Here is an 18,818-nt window from a genome sequence, read left to right as displayed (position 1 = left end):
ATGCTACGAGAGCCCGAGGTACGTATCGACGATGATTTTCGCGTGCGACGTCCACGAAAAGCGCGCGGCTTGGGCGAGGCGCACCTCCGCGGAGGGACCTTGCGAAGGATCGCGCAGAAGCTTCACGACGTGCCCGCTCCACGCGCCGATGTCGGCCACCGGCAAAAGCGATACGGCGTCGTTTCCCACCTCGCGCAGCGGTGGGATGTCGCTGGCGAGCACGCTGGCGCCGCAGGAAAGGGCCTCGATGACGGGAAGGCCGAATCCTTCGAGCTCGCTCGGCATGAGCACCAAGGTCGCGCGGCGGTAAATCTCGGCCAGCTCGGTGCGGTCGATCCCGCGGAATTGCACCAGCGCATCGCCGATGTGAAGCCGCTCGATGCGGGCGCGCTGCTCGTCCGTCCACGTGCCGCCGATCTGCACGAGGCGTAGGTCGGGATGCTCGCGCCGCGCTTCGGCGAACACGTCGAGCAGGACGTCGATGCGCTTGCGCGGGATGCAGCTTCCGACGTGAAGCAGGAACGGCCTTCCCCCGAGCGTGTGAATCGGCAGGTGCTCGAGGCTCACCGGTGCATCCGGCGTCACGCGAAACTCGGGCGAGACTCCGTAGTAGGCTTGCACCAGCTTTCGCTCGTCGAGCAAATCGTACTTGCGAATGGCATCGCGCACGGCGCCCGTCGAAAAGAAGACGACGCGCGCTTTCTCCATGCCGCGAAGGAGCCGTTGCGCCATGGCGCGGAACCAGAGAGGGCGTGGCTCCGCCTGCGGCTCGAGCAGGCAACGAAAGGCATCCAGGTCGTGGCAGTAGACACCGACACGCTCGGCCGGCAGCGCGTGCACGGCGTGGGCATAGCTATGGTCGCAGACGTGAAAGACGTCGTTCTGACGTCGAACGCTCCGCGCCGCGCGTGGCACGTCCCAGATGCGATTGACGAGTCGGTCGGCGTTGAATGCGAAGCGCTCCCGCCGCGCACCCAAAGGCAACCGCGACAACCTTCGCGCGAAGGCGGGACGGATGCGCATCGTGCTGATCCGCTCGTCGCGCTGGGCGTGCTCGAGCAGCATCTCGGCGACGAGATCCATGCTCGGCCATTCCTCTTCGAGAAGATCGCAGACGAACGCGATCCGCAGCGCACGTTTCATGAGCCGGGTAAGTTGCGCGAAGCGCGGCCCAGCTTCAATGGGCAATCACGCCCGCTTGAAAGCCGCGCTCGCTGACCCTATTCGCTCACTTGGATGGGTGAGCCCGGTTCCAGCTTTTCGAAAGATCGCGCGAGATCTTGTCGAGCGTGACCGTGGAGAACGGATCGAGCTTCAACTCTTCGGCGATGGGGTTCAGAACGCAGAGCCATGGGCTTGGAATGGCCCTTGGTTCGTCTTGGGGACCAAGGACGATGGGGAACTGGCCATGCGCACCACCGGCAACCTCGAAGCCTGCGCCAGGAACGCGGACCAAGAAGAGCAAGGAGGGCCATGTCTTCTGAAGCACCGCTTCGCCATCGACGAATTGGCAGATGCTCCCGATGGTGCCGCCCTTGGTGCGAATCCAAAGCGGCTCCGAACCGAGATGCCCAGCGATCGCTCGGTCGATACGGACGCGAGAGTAGGTGACGATGCGCCCGTCTTCCCAACAGGCACGATCTTCAAGCGCAGAAGCGATGACGATGACGTCGGCCACTTCGACGAGCGACGGTAAATCCCAAACCGGAGTTCCGACACGCATTTGACCAGAAGAAACCCGTCGAGGACGCGTGGGTCGCGCACGCTCTTGCGTCCACAGCTTCATTCGTACCCCCTTGGACCGCGCCTTATCGATTGTGCGTTGGTCCTTAGCACATGGTAGCGCTAGGCGGTCCCGTTCTTTTTGGCTTTTCTTGCCCACTACACACTTTTAATTGGCTGCGAATTACGCTTCAGCCAGTCCCCCCCAACCTGGATTTCATAATTCGTCGCTATTAGCTCTGGCTCACTGCACGCGCGACCGCAACACCATCCGCGCTCGACAGCTTATTTGCAGCGCCCGATGGCCTCGTTTTCGAGGCGACCTCCTCTTCGGCATTTGCTGCAGGAGGTTCACCCGACACCGATCCATTCGCGTTAGTGGTCACTGAAGTTGTCACTTCAGGCTCCGGCGCATCCGGCGACCGCTTGTAGCCGCACTCCTTGTTGGCGCAGGCGATCATCGGTTTTGCCTTCGTGCCGCCCATCACCAAGAAGGCTGCACCGCAATCCGGGCAAGGGGATTGAATTGGCTTTTGCCAGAGCTTGAAATCGCACTTCAGCGTCTCGTGATTGTAATTCGAGCAGCCGTAGAACGTCTTTCCGCCCTTCTTCTTGGGACGAACCTCGATGAGGTCTCCACCGCACTTCGGGCACGGCACGCCGAGCGGCACCGGCTTCGCGTTCTTGCAACCCGGGTAGCCCGTGCACGACAGGAACTCGCCGTAACGACCGCTGCGGATCACCATCGGCTTGCTGCACTTGTCGCAGATGACGTCCGTCTCGCGCACCTGCGTGCCCTTGCCATCGGGGCCGAGGTCGCGCGTGTTCTTGCACTTGGGGTAGTTCGCGCAGCCGAGGAACCATCCGTTCTTCGACCAGCGCTTCATCATCTCGCCTTCGTTGCAGACGTCGCAGATCTCGCCCGTCGGCTCCGGCTCGGGATTCCAGCGCTTTTGCTTTTTCCCCTCGTCGAGCTGCTTTCGGAAGCGCTTGTAGAAGCGCGACAGCAGCACCACGCGGTCTTCGTTGCCGGCCTCGACCTCGTCGAGCTCCGCCTCCATGCTGGAGGTGAACGCCGGGTCCATGAAATCGAGCTCGCTGCGCACGAGGCCATCGACCACGTACATGCCGAGCGTCGTGGGGCGGAAGCGCCCGTCGAGCTTCTCGACGTAGTCGCGCGCCTGCACCTTGCTGATGATCTCGGCGTACGTGCTCGGACGGCCGATGCCGCGATCTTCCAGCTCGCGCACGAGCGAGCCTTCGTTGTAGCGCGGCGGCGGCTGCGTGAACTTCTGCTCCGTGAGCACGCCCGGCGGGTCGACGATCTTGAGCTTCTCGCCCTCGGACAGCTCTGGCAGCGAAGCTTCGTCGTCCGATGCCGCTTCGGCATCCGGCTTGAGCGCCGCAGCCTTTGCAGCTTCGTCGGCTTCTTCTTCGCCTGCGAGCTCGCCCTTGCCCCCGCCTTCGCCAACCGCGGCAAGCCACCCGGGGAACTTGAGCACGCGACCGCTCGCGCGCAGGCCGTATGTCGGACCGCCGCTCACCGCGGCCTCGATGTCGACGCCAGTCTGATCGTAGACGGCCTCCTTCATCTGGCACGCCACGAAGCGGTCCCAAATCAATTTGTACAGCTTGAACTGCTCTTCCTTGAGGTGCTTGCGCACCGTCTCGGGCGACAGCTCGAGGCTCGTCGGGCGGATCGCTTCGTGTGCGTCCTGCGCACCCTTCTTCGACTTGAAGACCGGCGGGTTCGCGGGCAGGTACTCCTTGCCGTAAACCTGCTCGATGCGATCGCGGCATGCCGCCACGGCCTCCGGCGAAAGGCGCGTGGAGTCGGTACGCATGTACGTGATGAGACCGACCGGACCACCGTCCTTGCCGAGATCCACACCTTCGTACAAGCCCTGCGCGACCTGCATGGTGCGCTTGGCGCCGAAGCCGAGGCGGTTCACCGCGTCTTGCTGCAGCTTGCTCGTGGTGTAGGGCGCCGGTGCCTTTCGCTTTCGCTCCGAGCGCGTGATCTTCGAGATCGTGTACGCGGCCGACTTCAGGTGCCCGCGCACCACGTCCGCGTTCTCCGCGTTCTCGACGGCGAACTTCTTCCCATCGCGCGACGTGAGGCGTGAGATGAACGGGGTCTTCGCGCCCGCGGCCTTGGCCAAGCCCACGCTGGTGTTCCAGTACTCGACCGGAACGAAGGCTTCGATTTCGCGCTCGCGATCGACGATGAGCCGGAGCGCCACGCTCTGCACGCGGCCTGCGCTCAACCCGAACGCCAGCTTGGACCACACCAGCGCCGACACGTCGTAGCCCACGATGCGATCGAGAACGCGGCGTGCGCGCTGCGCATCGTAGAGCGGCTTGTTGAGCTCACGCGGATGATCGACGCCGCGTTGAACGCCGGCCTTCGTGATCTCGTGAAACTCGACGCGCTTCGTGACCTTCTTGCTGCCGCCCAACTCCTCGGCCAAGTGCCACGCAATCGCTTCGCCCTCTCGGTCGGGGTCGGTTGCGAGCAGGACTTCTTCGACGTTCTTCGCGGCACTCTTCAGCTCGGCCAGGACCTTTTCCTTGCCGGCGATGACCTCGTAGGTTTCTTCGAAACCCTTCTCGATGTCGATGCCCAGCTTCTTGGGTAGATCCTTAACGTGGCCCTTCGATGCGACGACCTCGTAGGTAGCCCCCAGATACTTCTTGATCGTCTTCGCCTTGGCGGGCGACTCGACGACTACGAGCGTCTTCGCCATCGTTCTCTGCGTCTTTCGGCAAAAAGTTCAATGATGACAGGTGTTTATACGCGTCAGCCCGGCGGAAGGACCCGCTCGGGCCCTCTACTAGTACGTTCTCCAAGGCAAGGGTCAAGAGCGCCGTGCTTACGGCCGCGGCCGGTAGCTGCGTCCGATTGATGAGCTCATCTATATGAAGTGGCATGGATTCCGCCACACGAAAGAGCGCTTGAGCTTCAGCAGTTGGCACGAAAGATTTGTGCGGAGATGTGGGTGCTTTCTGGTCGGTTGAGGCATGTGACGAGCCGGTTGCGTTGAATAGCAGAGCCGCTTGTCCCTCCTCTTTTGTACGTCTCCTTCTCCGTGTAGGCCTCGTGGGCTCCCGTGGTTGGATGTCGGACTGCCCAGAACGGCCGCGCGGCACGAGTCCCAAAGACGCGAGGAGCTGTTTCCCCCGGGTAAGCGGTCGCGCTCCACGCTCGAGCAAGTCGAGCGATCCGGCGTAGCGCATATCCCAAGCGGGCGGCGAGACGACCCAGAGCGGACGCTCGAGCGTGCGCGCGTGCTTCGCCGCATTGAGTGCACCCGAAGGAATGCCCGCTTGCACCACGACGACGGCATCGCTCAGCGCCACCAGCGCGCGATTCCTCGGAAAATACGTCGAAGGATGCGCCACCGTGGTGCACGGAAAAGGCCAAATGAGTGTGCCGTTTTCCGCTGCGATCCGTTCGTACAGCGGCGCGTGCTCCTCCGGTGCAACGTGATCGCAACCCGTCGGGAGCACCGCCCACGTGCATCCGCCGACGGAGAGTGCACCGCGGTGGGCCGCCGCATCGATCCCCAGCGCACCACCCGAGGCCACGATGACACCGTGCAACGCGCAAAGTGCCGCCAGATCGTGTGCGAAGGTCTCGGCCTCCGGCGTCGGTTCGCGCGTGCCGACGATGGCCACCACCCACCCCGGACCGAGTTGCCCTTGCACCGTGACTTCGGCGACGGGCGGATCCAAATCCGCCAGGCGGGAAGGAAAGCGCGGGTCGTCCGGTGTGAGCCGATGCGGGGTGTTCATGCCTTGGAGTCGGCCTAAAACTGGCCCCGGTTTCGTTTCTTGAAATTTCTTCCCGGGAAATGCGAAGGGCGTTCATGCAAAAAACAGAGATTTCGGCGGCTTGCGTCATAGCGCTGTCGGCGTGGGCGGCGGTGACGGGCTGCCAGGCGCACGAAGGCGCGGTGTCGGCGAGTCCCACGGCCGCCACACCGCCTCAGACGACGGAGGCCTCTGCCAAGGGTCGAGCACCGGCCACTCCGCCGGCCCTGCGCCTGCCCGAGACGATCCGGCCCGTGAACTACGACGCAGCCCTCACGGTGGTGCCGACGGAGGCGCGTTTCGATGGCCACATCAGCATCGCGCTGGATGTGCAGCCCGCGCAGACGCCGTCGAACGTCGTTTGGCTCAACGCCGCGAAGCTCGATGTTCGCTCGGCGACCATCAACGGCGTGCCGGCGAAGGTGGTGCCGGGTGGAACGAACTTCATCGGCATCCAGACCGAGCAACCCCTCGCCTCGGGGCGTGCGACGTTGGTGATCGATTACTCGGGTGAAGTCTCCAAGCGGGATGCGTCGGGTCTCTTCACGCAGAAGGAAGGCGAGGACTGGTACGCCTTCACGCAATTCGAATCGATCGATGCGCGCCGCGTGTTTCCAAGCTTCGACGAGCCCTCGTTCAAGGTGCCGTGGAAGCTCCGTTTGAAGGTCAAACGGGACCAGCTTGCATTGAGCAACACCCCCGCTGTCTCGGAGAAGATCGAGGGCGACTACAAGATCGTCCAATTCGCCGAAACGAAGCCGCTGCCGTCCTACCTCGTCGCGTTCGCGGTGGGACCGTTCGACGTGGTGGACGCAGGCAAGGCGGGCAAAAATAACACCCAGGTGCGCATCATCGTGCCGCGCGGGCGCAGCGCCGAAGCGCGCTATGCGAAGTCCGAGTCGGGGGCGGTGCTGAACAAGCTCGAGGAGTACTTCGGGATTCCGTATCCGTACGAAAAGCTCGATTGCGTCGACGTCCCGACGTTCCCCGGCGCCATGGAAAATCCGGGGCTCGTGACCTTCGATCAAGGCATGATTCTGTCGGTGCCGGAGAAGGAAACGCTTCATTTCCGGCGCTTTTACACCGACGTGGCGGCGCACGAGTTCGCGCATCAATGGTTCGGCGATCTGGTGACCACGCGGTGGTGGGACGACATTTGGCTCAACGAAGCCTTCGCCACCTGGACGACGAATCGCATCATCGAAAACTGGAAGACGGACTGGCACAAAGAGACCGAGCGCGTGACCGATACGATGCACGCGATGCGCGATGACTCGTTGGTGAGCGCGCGCCGCATTCGCCAGCCGATCGAGAGCAACGACGACATCGTGACGGCGTTCGATGGCATCACGTATCAAAAGGGCGCGGCGGTGATCGACATGTTCGAGCACGCCGTCGGTCGCGAGGCCTTCCGCGCGGGCGTGAAGCGTTACCTCACGAAGTACTCGCACAAGACGGCGACCGCGGACGACTTCCTCTCGGCGGTCTTCGAAGGCGAGAACGCGAAGGTCGTCGACGCGTTCAAGACGTTCTTGGACCAGCCCGGCCTTCCGCTGGTGAAGGCGTCGCTGCAATGCGACGCGGGCAAAGCGCCGACGTTGTCGCTCTCCCAAGAGCGGTACTTCCCCGTGGGTTCCGATGGGAAATCCTCGCAGAAATGGCAGATCCCCGTGTGCGCGCGCTATCTCGGTGCGGCGGGCAAAACGGCGACGTCGTGCACGACGTTGAAGGATGCCCAAGGTGAGCTCCCGCTCGCCGAGGCGAAGTCGTGCCCCGCGTGGGTGAACGCCAACGCCGATGCCCACGGCTACTACCGCGTTGCCTACAAGGGCGAGCTCCTTTCCAAGCTTCTCGCTGGAAAGGCCGGCGAAACGAGGCTTACGCGCGCCGAAAAGGTGGCGCTCCTCGGCGACATGGCCGCGCTGGTGCGCACGAACGAGCTGTCGTACTCCGACGCGTTGACGGCGGCGGCGAAGCTCGCGGGCGATCCGGGGAAGGACGTGCTCCTGGCCTCCGTCGAGCTCGTGAGCGGTTTGCAACGTGCCGATCTCGTGCCCGCCCCGCTTCGTCCCAAGTACGCGCGCTTCGTGCGCGATACCTTTGGCGCAAGGGCAAAAAAGCTGGGTTTCGCGCCCCGCCCGGGCGAGGACGAGGACGCGCGCCTCTCGCGCCCGACGGTGCTCTCGCTCGTGGCCGATCAGGGCGAGGATGCCGCGCTTCGCACGGAGGCAAAGACGCTCGCCATGCGGTGGCTCTCGGAGCGTGAGAAGGCCAAGATCGATCCCGAGGTCGTCGACGTGGTGCTGTCCTTGGCGGCGCAGAACGGGGATCGTGCGCTGTTCGATCGCATGCTCTCGGAGGCGCGCAAGAGCACGAGTCGATTCGATCGGAGCCAGATTCTCCGTGCGATGGGCCACTTCCGCGATCCCGAGCTGCTTCGCTCGGCACTGGGCGTTCTGCTCATGGAGGAAATCGACATTCGCGATGGCTTGCGCATGTTCCGGGGTAGTCAGGCGACGCTGGCCACGCGGGAGATTACGTACACGTTCGTCAAGCAAAACTACGATGCGCTGGTGAAACGCATGCCGGGCGAGCCGGGAATGCCGGGTTTTGCGGCCTCCCTTCCGTTCTGGGCGGGCGCTTCGTTCTGCGACGAAGGCCATGCCGCGGACGTGCAGGCCTTCTTTGGCGAGCGGTCCACGAAGTACACGGGCGGTCCGCGCGAGCTTGCACAAGCCGTCGAGGGGGTGAAGCTCTGCTCCGCCTACCGCTCGCTCCAAGAGCCGAACGTGTCGGCGTTTTTGCAGAAGCGCGTGCCGTAATCTTTTTCGAGCAACGGATCTTTCCCGCGGGCCGAAGAAACGCGGGAAAGGTCACGGGCTGCGCGATCGGGCTCGTGGGGGAATCCGATGCGGCTCGTTTCCGTCGTTTCCGTGAGCGCGGCGCTGGTCGCCGTGCCTCTGCTTCAAGGTTGCGCTGCGGGGCCTTCGAGCACCCCGGTGATGACCGTGTTCGATTCGCGCTGGGGTGAGTCCAAACGCGTCCAGCAGCGCAACGCGGCGGCGGCGGCGCCGGCCACGCTTCGTTCGGCACCCGTGGAGGGCGGCCCGAGTCGGGGGCCGGTGCACGTCTACCGTGTGCGGGTCTATGCCACGCCGGCGTACGCCGCGCAGACCATGGATTGGAAGCACCGCGTGCTCGACCTGGTCGACGACGCGAATGCCGTGTTGGAGCCGTCGCTCCGCGTGCGTCTTCAGGTGGAGAGCTGCCGCGATTGGTCGCTCGACCAGGAAGACGATCTGCAAGGCACACTGGTCTCGCTTCGTAGGCGCGATGGGGCTGGCGACGTCGATTGGGTCGTGGGCATGGTGGGCGGGCTTTCGCGCACGACGGTGTCGTTCCATCAAGTGGGGTTCGCGGAAATGGGGGGCAACTACCTGGTGCTCCGCGCGGCCGGGCAGCTCGAGGAGCAAAAGGCCATCGAGCATGCCTTCGACGGGCTGAAAGAAGAGGAGCGCTCGCAGCTCGTGCGCGCGCGCAAACGGCATCGCGCTACCGCGGTGTTTCTCCACGAAATAGGGCACGTTCTGGGGGCGCCTCACGTGCGGGATTCACGCAGCTTCATGTCGCCGGACTACGACGCGCACATGGAGAGCTACGACGACGCCTCGATGGCGCGCATGCGTGAAGCGCTCGAGCACCGCAACGAGCCTCTGCCCGCGATGTGGGAGAACCCGCCGTTGCCCGCGCAAAAAGAGCTGCCCGCCGACGTTGCCGCGCTCCCGGAAGGAGAACGCGCGGCGTACGCCAAGGCGATGCGCGCGTACGAAGAAGGCGACGCCGCCTCTGCGTACGAGGCGGGGCGCGCGTTGTTCGGGGCACGGCCCGAGGTGTACTCGGTGCAGGATTTGCGCTGCAAAGTGGCCCTGGCCCGCGGCCTCGTATGGACCGACACGCGCACCGAGTGCGATGCGCTGATGAAACTCTCGATTTCACAGAAGAAATAACAAGGGAACGAAACCACATGGTGCAGGTGAAATGGATGGCAGCGGGGCTCCTGGCGATGGGGGCCATGGGGTGCGCCGGCGCGGGACAGACCTATGCCCCGTCGAAACCGGCGGCGGTGTTTCCAACGCGCGCAGAGCTCGAGGCGATTGCCCCGAAGGAGGTGACGGCCGAGGCGTTCGATCTGGGCAATGTGCAGGTCGAAACGTGGAATTACGGTTCGGCGGCGGGGCCGGATGGTCCGTACCAAGATTCGTCGCCCTGGGCGCCGATCTTGGCCAAGGTCATTCAGGCCGCACCGCCGGGGCAGTTGCGTCTATCGGGAGCGCTTCGCTGCGCGGCGGAGGAGACGGCACGCTTTCATTTGAAGCACGGGAATCTTCCCTCGGCGAGCTGGCGGCGCTTCACCGCAGCGCGCTGCGGAAGCCCGTCGCCGAACGTGTCGATCGTGTCGCATACGTTCGAGCTGCCGGAGGGCGTGACCGACGCGCAGGTGGTGGCCACCATACCGCCCAATTTCGCATACGAAATGGCCAAACCGCTCCACGCGACGAATCGGCACTTGACCGCGGGCCTCGCGGCGGTGCGGGAGGGCAAGCGGCTCGCCGTCGGAATCGTATTCGCACGCGACACCGTGCAGGTCGATGCATCGTCGTACCACGCCGATGCCCAGCGCCGTGTCACCGTGCGCGGTACGCTGGTGGGCGAGCCCGCCGAGCACATCTCGGGCTTGATCAACCGCGGACGATACGGCGTGGGGCATTGCGATACGAATCCGGCTGTGGCCCCGCCGGCCTTCGACCTCGAGTGCCAAATGGCCGAAGGCGACAAGTGGGCATGGATTGACGTGACCGCGCGGGCCAAAGATCGTGTGCTCTCGACCCAAGTCGGAAGCCTCATCGTTTCGGCGGCCGGGGAAGAACCCCCGGTGCAATACGGGGCGCCGCGCGGTGCGGGGGCATCCTCCGTGGTCAATACGCCCGCTGAATTCCGCAGTGCTCTGGCGAGCCGTCTGAATGCCGTGCGGGGAGCCGCGCGTCTTTCGCCGCTGCAGCTCTCGGTCGAACAGAGCGCGTTCAATGAACGCCTCGTGGGTGTCCTGCTGGACACGCAGTCCAAGGAAGCGGCCAAAGCCAACTGGTCCGATTTTGGCTCGGGCGCGGACCGTGCGGCGATTGGCGTGCTTGCCGGTTGGGACGTCCGCGGCTTGATCCGCGACGGGACGGTGTTCGTGGCCAGCGCACCCGAAACGCGCGACGCGACGGCATGGCTCGACTTGGCCATCGAGCATCCGATGGGACGCGAGACGCTTCTTGCTCCCGAGTCGCGCGTGCTGGCCATCGGGCCGGCCATTCCCAAATCCGCCAATGCGCTCGGCGCCGTGGTTACCACCTACGCGCTGTTCGAGGGCGACGACCACAGCGCGGAGGCCGATCGCGTGTTCTCGGCGATCAGCTCGGCGCGCACGCAGCGCGGCCTGCCGGCGCCGATGCGCCTGACGAACGTGCCGGGGTTCGCCGAGAAAACGGCGCTGGTTCGCGACGGCAAGAAGCAGCCGTCGGAGGCGTTCAACGAGACGCTCGAGTACATCGCCGAGCACTTGCCTGGTGAGCGCATTCAGGGGCTCTTCTTCGAAACATTGGACGTCGAACGGCTCGTCTACCCCAAAGAGGTCTTCCGGCCCGGGCCGATGCAGCTCGTGGTCGAGGTGACGCACCACCGCGCCCCCGGTGCCGCGTGGGGGCAGTACGTGGTGTACCTTTTCCTCCGATCGAGCGCAGGCAAGGCCGCCGGCTACGATGCGCGGGCGGAGACCCACCGCGCGGCGTTCTAGTTAGAACGAGCCCTCCACGCCGATGCTGGGTATCGCCACCGGACCGACCTTCTCCTCCTCGCAGGTGCGAGGTCTGTCCGGTGCGTCCAGCTTGCATTTGATGTTGATGGCCTCCTTGTTCAAGGTCACGTTGAGGCCTTCGAAAACGAAGGCGATGCGCGCCGTGCGGCCGATTCTCCAAGTTTTCTCGAGGCGCAGGTCGATGCGGTAATAAGGGGGAAAGCGCGTGTCCGACGGCAAGTTGCTCGCGTAGCCGTTGTCGTCGAATCGCGGGCGGGGCCGGCCGGAGTACCACATGAAGCGCAGGCCGGCCCGCCAGTTGCGGCCGAGATCGTAGGCACCGATCAACTGGAACACGTGGGTGCGATCGAACTCGGCCGGGATGCGCTGCGGCACTTCGACTTGCGCATTCGTCCCGGTGCCGACGAGCAGCGCTTCGCGCGTGGAGCGCGACAGCGTGTACGAAAGCCATCCCGTGAGCCGCCGCGTGAGCGGCCGGCGCAGAAGCAACTCGAGCCCGAACGCGCGCCCGCGGACCCGCCGCGTGAGGCATGGGTTGTCCCAATCGCCCAGCGGGATTTCGCCACACGACGCCGTGGCGTCGCTCAAATTGCGGTACTCGTGCAGGAACACGTTGGCCGTGGCGGTGAAGTCGAGGGGCAGCGCAAGCTCGAGCCCTTGGCTTGCCTGAAAGGCGGTCTGCAGGTGGTCGCGGCGCTCGGTGAGGCCGAGGCCCGCAATGGGGATCAACGTGCTCGGCGGTTGATGCGTGATCCCGAAGGCGGCCAAGTACGTGAGCTTCGGCATCAGGAGCACGCGCGCCGCGATGCGCGGATCGACGGCCACCGTGGCCGTGGCCGGCGCACCAATCGGGTGCTCGCGATCCAAAATGTGAATCACCGGTTGATCGATGCGCCGCGACGTGAAGACGTCCGCACGCAGGCCCGTGGTGAGCTCGACCCTGCGCGACGGCCGCCACGCCACGTCGGCGTAGGCCCCGAGGGTCACGTCATGTCGCGGCGCATAAAGAATGGAATACGGACTTTCCTCCGGCGAAAGCCGATTGCCATCGGGGTCGAGCAAATCGCTGTAATCCCAGACGACATCGGCGCCCGCGCGCACGCGCACGTTCGGCCCGAGCTGGTCCTCGATTTCCGTGCGCAGCCCCACGGTGCGCAAACGGCCGTTGCCGACTTTGCTATCCCCCTGGATGTCCGCACCCGATTCGTCGGCCCCCAAGGTGAGGGCCAGACGAAGCTTCCCCGAGGTGCCCAGCCGGTGATCGTAGCGAAGATCGAGTCGGTGAAATCCCGTTTTGAAGAGCTGTTCTTCTCTCTTTTCCTTGGTTTGGTAATCTTCTTTGATGGATCCGAGGTAATCGGAGCTTCCAAATGCAAATATAGTGAGCGTATCCCGGTTGGTGAGGGCATACGATGCGCGCGCCTGGTAATCCCAATAGGAGACGGTGACCTCCGGGGAGATGAGCGACGCGAGCAATCCCGGATAGCCATAGCGCCCGGCCACGAGCACGCTGCCGCGGCCACCGGCAAACGGCGCTTCGACCATGCCCCCGCTGTCGACGAGGCGCACGTTCCACTCACCGTGCAAATCGGTGGCCGGAGGACGCGTGTATCCTGCAAGGATGCCGCCGGAAAAGCGGCCGTACTGCGCCGGCGGCGCGCCGGAGAAGAAGTCGACATGGTCGATCAACCCGGGATGAATCACGCCCGGGCCGAGGGCAAAATGGTACAGCAGCGGAATGCGTATTCCATCGACGTAGTACCCCGTGTTGCCGGGTGGGGCGCCGCGCACGTAAAAGAAGGGCAGGCCGCTCACGATGGGCGTGACCCCGGGCAGAGCTTCCATCATGCGAAAGGCGTCGCCGAAGGCACCGGGCATCTGGCGCACTTCTCCGCCGGTGAACGTAATTTTCCCCGGTTCCTGAAGCCGCCCGCGGACCGAGACCTCCTCTTCCCGCTCGATGCGCGCGGGGGGACGGTTCGGCGTCGGCGCGTTGGGGGCGTTCTGTGCGGGAGGCGGCGGATGAAACTCGATGCGCATCCGAACGCGCGCGCGCACGTCGACGTCGCCCCGCCGGGCGGGCACGAAGCGCCACGCCGGGGCGCGCCCCAGCACCGCGGAGGTGAACGGCGGCTCGCCGGAGACGATGATCGCCTGGGTGACGGCGCCGCCCGTATCGACGGTCAACTCGACCACCACGATGGCATCGCCCTGCGCACCCTGCGGGTACGCAATCGTCTCCTCCGTCAAAAGGCGCGGCGGAACGAGAGGCGGCGGGGCATTCTGCGCCCACGCCGGTCCAGTCCCGCCGAGCCATGCGACGAGAAATAAGAATAGAAAATATAGTCGCTTCAATTAAGTAAACTCAAAACGTAATGAGGACTTCTTGCTCCGGTATCGATCGGTCCTTGGGGGTGAGTCGCATTTCGAGGCGGCCGTGCGTTGGCGAATTGTAGAAGTAGTAATAAGGACTCGCGTACTGCCCATATTGTTCCGCTTGTTTTGCAATGCGCGCACGCAGTTGCTCTTCGGTGAGAATTTCGCTGAAACCGATGCGGCCAATGCCCGTGGCCTCTCGCGCCGGGTCGAGCTGCTCGTCCGAATACTCCGCCGGGGTGCCCGGAGGATCGGTGAACCAAACGCCGTTCGCCAGAACGATGCGCACGCTGGCCGTTCGGGCCCGGTCGCCGAAGTCGTTCCACACGTTGCGTTCGGGCAGACCGTGAAGGCGTAACGTCACGAAGTCCGATTGGTACCGGCCGTCCCCGCTGATGCTGATGCCCACCTGGGTGAGCGGCTGCGGCGCTGCGTCCGGGCCCGCATCGAATGGGGGGACCTCACTCCACCGGATGTTTTGGTAGCACTCGAGCGTGTCGCGTTGCGTGCCTGCGAAAGCGATGCCCGAGCACGAACGCGTGTCCTTCGTTGGATGGTCTTCCCCGCACGCCAGCGGCGCGAGACCGAGAAGGCTGGCACAGATCGCCGCCCATGCGGTTGCGTGCGGTGGGGGTCGATTCATGTTCGCCTTGGACACCCGCCACCTGCATTTCGATCAAAGAATTTACTTGGGCCGCGAAAATACCTGAACGCCGAAGGGGCCGCTGCCCTTTTGGGCATGGATATCAAGTTTGTATTGGAGCGGAAACGGTGTGATGGGGCACGTTGGATTGGTTCCCTTGCCGATGACCGGCGTGCCGTCTGCCGTATCGTCCTTCCCGACTTGGACGTTGTAAAACGGTGGCGCGAGCAGGTGCAAATCCAAGTTGCGAATCTGACCCGACGGGGAAAACCCGACGATGGCGTAACACTTCCCACCGGTCAGCGTGACCACCATCGCTTTGTGCCCATTCTCCTGCAGCGTGTCTTTGGCCATCTGCCCCTCGGGCTGCATGTTCGGTGCAGAGCGCGCAGCGGAGGCCTTGATGCCCGCCTCGATGGGATCGTTGGCCACGCCGCCGGGGGTGAGGATGGCCATCGTCCCTGCGCCCATCTGCCCGAGGAGCGCCGGATCGACGGGAATGCCGGGGAGGGGACTCGCCGGTGCCCCCGCGGCCGATGACGCGGAGGCGCTCGGAGCTGGCGCGGGCGGCGGATTCGCCGTGGGCGCGAGCGGTTGCGCCCGGGGGAGGCTCTGTGCGGGCAACGGCTCCTGCTGCGGTGGATAGCCTTCCTGTCCGTTGAAGGTCTGCGGCTGATCGACGGGTTTCTCGTTGCCCGCGCAACCTGCCATCGCAAAACAAAGGACGAAAGGCCAGCTCCTCATCCTCCGGAGCTTACCTCATCGCCTGGCGTGCGAGGACATCGTCACGGGCAGCCTTTGACGACCTCGCTGCTGCACGGGAACGGTGAATCCGCTCGGCAAAGCGCGGGGTTGTCTTGATAGACCGTTACGTAGCGCCCCGGCAGGAGCGTGACCGCATACGACGCGGCGCCGCTCGGGGCAATTCCGAGGCTCTCGGCGCGCTGGCCGCCGTCCAAGAGGCCGAAGACGGCCTGCCCGCGTGTGCTGCCCGCGTCCGGCATGGGCGCGCCGTTCAAGGTGACGGTGCCGCGGACGGTGATGACGGGAATGTCGATGTCCAGATTTCCATCGGTGGTCAGGGCGATGGGCCCTTTCAGCGTGCCGCCCACGCAAGGAACCCCGGCGGGTGTCAACGCCGCGCAGCGGCCCGGCGGGCGCAATTCGACGGAATAGCTGCCCGGCAAGATGGTGCGCGCGAACGACTTGGGGCCCGTGCTTCCCAGCGCAATGACGGCGGCACCGGCTTTGGCTTTGTCGAGCGCGAGCAAGACTTCGCCGCGCAGGCTGCTTTGGTTGGGCAGCGGCTGTCCATTCAAGGTGATCGCGCCCGTGACCCGGACGGCGGGAATGTCCACGTCGAAATTGCCCTCCTGGGCAATCGTGATCGACGACTTCAGCGTTCCGGCGACGCACGGGAAGGCCCACGTGTCGTTCGCGCAGGCGGATGCATTGGGAACGTAGCCCACCGCGTAGGTGCCCGGCACGAGGGGAAGGCTGAATGCCTTGGGGCCTGCGCTCCCCAGAAAAACGGGGCTGGCGGTGCCATCATCGCGACTCCACGCGATGGCGCCGCGCGAGTCGCTTGCATCGGGCAGTGCAGCGCCGCGCAAGCGGATGGCTCCGGTGACGCGCACGGACGGGATGTTCACGTCGACGTTGCCGGCCGCGGTGATGTCGAGGCCCTCGCGCAAGCGCGCCCCTGCGCATGGCAGCATCGTGGTGACCTGACCGCTGCTGCACGGCGACTCGAGCGCGGGCGCGTACGCGATGGAATAGGTGCCGGTGAGAAGAGCCACGTCGAAGGTCTTCGAGCCGGACGTGCCCAGCGAAATCTCGCCCGCGCCGCCGTTCGTGCGGCGCCACACGAGCTGGCCGCGCCCGGTCGAGACGTCGGGCAGAGGTTGATCGTTCAGCGTGACCTTTCCGGTGACGCGCACGGCCGGAACGTCGATGTCCAAGTTGCCGTTTTGCTGGATGGCGATGTCGCTTCGAAGTGGCCCACCGGCGCAGGGGATGTCCGTGCTCGTGTCGCACGCGCGCGGGTTGGCGGTCAGGTCGACGCCATAGACGCCGGGCAAGAGCGTAACGTCGTAGCTTTTTGCACCGCGGTCGCCGAGGGAGATGGCGAACTCGCCGCCGTCCTTCATGGCCCACTTCAGGCGGCCGCGCTCGAGGCCCGCGTCGGGCAGGGGCTTGCCATTCAAAGTGACCTGGCCGGACACCTCCACCGCGGGAATGTCGATGTCCACGTTGCCGTCGTGCACGAGGGACACGCCGCGCTTCACCAGGCCCGCGATGCAGGGCACGGCCGAGGGCGTGCTCCCGGTGCACTCCGTTTGGGGCTCGAAGCGCACGTCGTACTCGCCGGGGGCGAGGACGGCTTGAAACGACGACTTGAGCCCGAACGAGTACGTGAGCCCCGCCGTGCGCTCGACGAAACGCACCAGGCCCGTCGCGCCCGCGGGGATTGGCTTGCCGTTGAGCGTGACGGTGCCGGTGACCTTCACCGTCTTCACGTCGAAATCGAGCACGCCGTCTTGCTGAAGGGACGTGCCCTGGCAGGCGGAAAACGGACCCGAATCGGAGCCTGCATCGCCATGTGGGCCCGCGTCTTGCTCAGGACCCGGCGGCGACGGTGCAGCGTCGCTTCCTCCGCAACCCAGCGAGACCGCCGCTGCCGAGCAAAGTCCTAGAAGCCCGAGAAGAAGAAACGAGAGGCAAAATCTTCGGGTGGCCATGGCGAGGTGTACCGCAAACTACGCACGCGCCGTGGATTTCCTCCCTTATTCCCGCCACCGCATACCTTGCTCACTTTCAAAGCTCATGTGGGGAAGGTTCTCGATTGCACATGGGTTCTCCGCCAGACACGGCGCGATGAAACCGCTTGCGTCGCAATTTTCCACCCGATAGAAACGGTGGCGGCCGCCTGAATGGGCGCAGGAGCCTTGCGTCAAACCTGGGCCACGCTATCGTCCGAAACGCAAATCCGGGGGCGAACTCAACCTACGATGACCCGCGTGCTGTCTCTGGCCAAGCGCCTAGCATTCACCTCATTGGGCTCCCTCCCGTTCCTCGGCGCCTTCATCAGCGTGGTCTTCATGCTGTGGGGAAGCGGGCAACTCCATTCGCGAGGCCTAAACGCTCTGGGCGACTGGGCTATTGCATGCGCCAGTCATCCCATCGGCGCCATCGTGCTGGTTCAGGCGATCTACACGGGGCTGCAGAGCCTTCTGTGGATGCGCTACAGCACCTTCGAGCGCCCTGCAGGCGCCGTTTGGCCGAAGGTTACGGTCGTGATCCCGGCCTTCAACGAGGGGCCGATGGTGGAGCGGAGCATTCGGTCCGTCGCCCGCTGCAGCTACCCGAAAGAGTTGCTCGAGATCATCGTCGTCGACGACGGTTCGCGGGACGACACCTTCTTCCACATGCAGCGGCTGCGCCGCGAGTTTCCCGACCTGGTCCGGCTGGTTCGCTTCATCCAGAACCGCGGAAAGCGCGCGGGGCTCGAAGCAGGCTTCCGGGCTGCCTCGGGCGAGATCGTCATCACGATCGACTCGGACAGCGAGATCGAGCCCACGACGATCCACGAGATGGTGGCGCCGTTCCTCTGCGACAAGAAAATCGGTGGCGTTGCCGGGCGCGTGGCGGTTCTCAACCGCGCCGAGTCGCTCATCAGCAGCATGCTCGAGGTGCAGTACGCGCTGGCATTCGATTTCGCGCGCGCCGCCCAGTCCACCTACCGTTGTGTGGCGTGTTGCCCCGGTGCGCTTTCGGCGTTTCGCCGTGAGGCCATCATCCCGTTCCTGACGGAGTGGACGAATCAGAAGTTCCTCGGGCGCCCCGTAGGGCACGGCGAAGACCAGGCGCTGACCAACATCGTGCTCCGGCAGGGCTACGACACGGTCTACCAGCGAACGGCCGTGGTCCACACGCTGGCCCCGACCAAGTACAAGCAGCTGTCGCGCATGTTCGTGCGCTGGGATCGCAGCTACATCGTCGAAGGTTTTTCGTTCGCGAAGTTCATGTTCAGCGGCTATCGCGAGAAGAATCGCGTGCTGCCCATCGTGCACTTCGTCGTGTCGAACCTGCGCCTCGTAATCTTCGCGTGGGGCATCCTCGAGCTGCCCCTGGTCTTCACGGAAGATCTGTCCACGTTGTTCCGCGGGGGCATTGCGTTGGCCATTACCGCTCTTTTCTCGGCCGCGTATTATCTCCGCATCGAGCGAAGCTTCCGCTTCATCTACGGCCTCGCATACGCCCTTTTCAGCGTGTGCTTGCTCCAATGGATCCTCCCCTGGGCACTCATCACGGTCCGTGACGAGCGCTGGGGCACACGCTAGGGCGCTTTCCCAAGCACCCGGCATCTTGCATGGAGCGCCGGCATCTTGCCGGCGGTTAGCC

Annotated in this window: 12 protein-coding genes; 4 read left to right on the top strand and 8 right to left on the bottom strand. The window is 64.7% G+C overall.

Going from position 1 to position 18,818, the window contains the following annotated elements; genetic code table 11:
- Positions 1-3 precede the first annotated feature (3 nt).
- The 4 genes from LZC95_30945 to LZC95_30930 form a co-directional block, all read right to left on the bottom strand.
- Positions 4-1,143 (bottom strand): glycosyltransferase family 4 protein, encoded by a 1,140-nt coding sequence (locus LZC95_30945; GenBank protein WXA90859.1) that lies wholly within the window; start codon positions 1,141-1,143, stop codon positions 4-6.
- Between the two features lie 85 nt (positions 1,144-1,228).
- Positions 1,229-1,723 (bottom strand): hypothetical protein, encoded by a 495-nt coding sequence (locus LZC95_30940; protein ID WXA90858.1) that lies wholly within the window; start codon positions 1,721-1,723, stop codon positions 1,229-1,231.
- A gap of 232 nt (positions 1,724-1,955) precedes the next feature.
- Positions 1,956-4,469 carry a type I DNA topoisomerase gene (topA, locus tag LZC95_30935; protein WXA90857.1) on the bottom strand — a complete coding sequence of 838 codons (2,514 nt, stop codon included), beginning with the start codon at positions 4,467-4,469 and terminating at the stop codon, positions 1,956-1,958.
- The gene (locus LZC95_30930; GenBank protein WXA90856.1) at positions 4,366-5,517 is read right to left on the bottom strand and encodes a DNA-protecting protein DprA; all 1,152 of its coding nucleotides are present in this window, start codon (positions 5,515-5,517) and stop codon (positions 4,366-4,368) included. Before LZC95_30930 ends, topA begins: the two co-directional genes overlap by 104 nt.
- Positions 5,518-5,591: 74 nt before the next feature.
- On the opposite strand from LZC95_30930, the gene LZC95_30925 reads away from it, so the two are divergent.
- The 3 genes from LZC95_30925 (at position 5,592) to LZC95_30915 (ending at position 11,374) form a co-directional block, all read left to right on the top strand.
- Entirely contained in the window at positions 5,592-8,357 is a 2,766-nt protein-coding gene (locus tag LZC95_30925) for a M1 family metallopeptidase (GenBank protein ID WXA90855.1), read from the top strand.
- A gap of 87 nt (positions 8,358-8,444) precedes the next feature.
- Positions 8,445-9,542 carry a M12 family metallo-peptidase gene (locus tag LZC95_30920; protein ID WXA90854.1) on the top strand — a complete coding sequence of 366 codons (1,098 nt, stop codon included), beginning with the start codon at positions 8,445-8,447 and terminating at the stop codon, positions 9,540-9,542.
- A gap of 17 nt (positions 9,543-9,559) precedes the next feature.
- Entirely contained in the window at positions 9,560-11,374 is a 1,815-nt protein-coding gene (locus LZC95_30915) for a hypothetical protein (protein WXA90853.1), read from the top strand.
- Here the strand turns inward: LZC95_30915 and LZC95_30910 are convergent, their stop codons facing one another.
- Genes LZC95_30910 through LZC95_30895 form a run of 4 tightly spaced genes read right to left on the bottom strand, consistent with a single transcriptional unit; the run spans position 11,375 to position 17,155 of the window.
- Positions 11,375-13,750, bottom strand: a complete 2,376-nt coding sequence (locus LZC95_30910; GenBank protein ID WXA90852.1) for a TonB family protein — start codon at positions 13,748-13,750, stop codon at positions 11,375-11,377.
- Positions 13,751-13,760: 10 nt separating this feature from the next.
- Positions 13,761-14,414 carry a hypothetical protein gene (locus LZC95_30905; protein ID WXA90851.1) on the bottom strand — a complete coding sequence of 218 codons (654 nt, stop codon included), beginning with the start codon at positions 14,412-14,414 and terminating at the stop codon, positions 13,761-13,763.
- Between the two features lie 42 nt (positions 14,415-14,456).
- Positions 14,457-15,158: a hypothetical protein gene (locus LZC95_30900; protein ID WXA90850.1), complete on the bottom strand. Its 702-nt coding sequence runs from the start codon at positions 15,156-15,158 to the stop codon at positions 14,457-14,459.
- Positions 15,159-15,199: 41 nt separating this feature from the next.
- Complete coding sequence (locus tag LZC95_30895; protein ID WXA90849.1) at positions 15,200-17,155, bottom strand: hypothetical protein; 1,956 nt, start codon at positions 17,153-17,155, stop codon at positions 15,200-15,202.
- Between the two features lie 270 nt (positions 17,156-17,425).
- Between LZC95_30895 and LZC95_30890 the strand changes: the two genes are divergently transcribed.
- A complete protein-coding gene (locus LZC95_30890; GenBank protein ID WXA90848.1) occupies positions 17,426-18,757 on the top strand; it encodes a glycosyltransferase in 1,332 nt (443 codons plus the stop codon).
- Positions 18,758-18,818: the final 61 nt, after the last annotated feature.

The sequence above is a fragment of the Sorangiineae bacterium MSr12523 genome (assembly GCA_037157775.1).
GTDB lineage: Bacteria > Myxococcota_A > Polyangia > Polyangiales > Polyangiaceae > Pendulispora > Pendulispora brunnea.
This window is presented reverse-complemented; position numbering and strand designations above follow the sequence as displayed.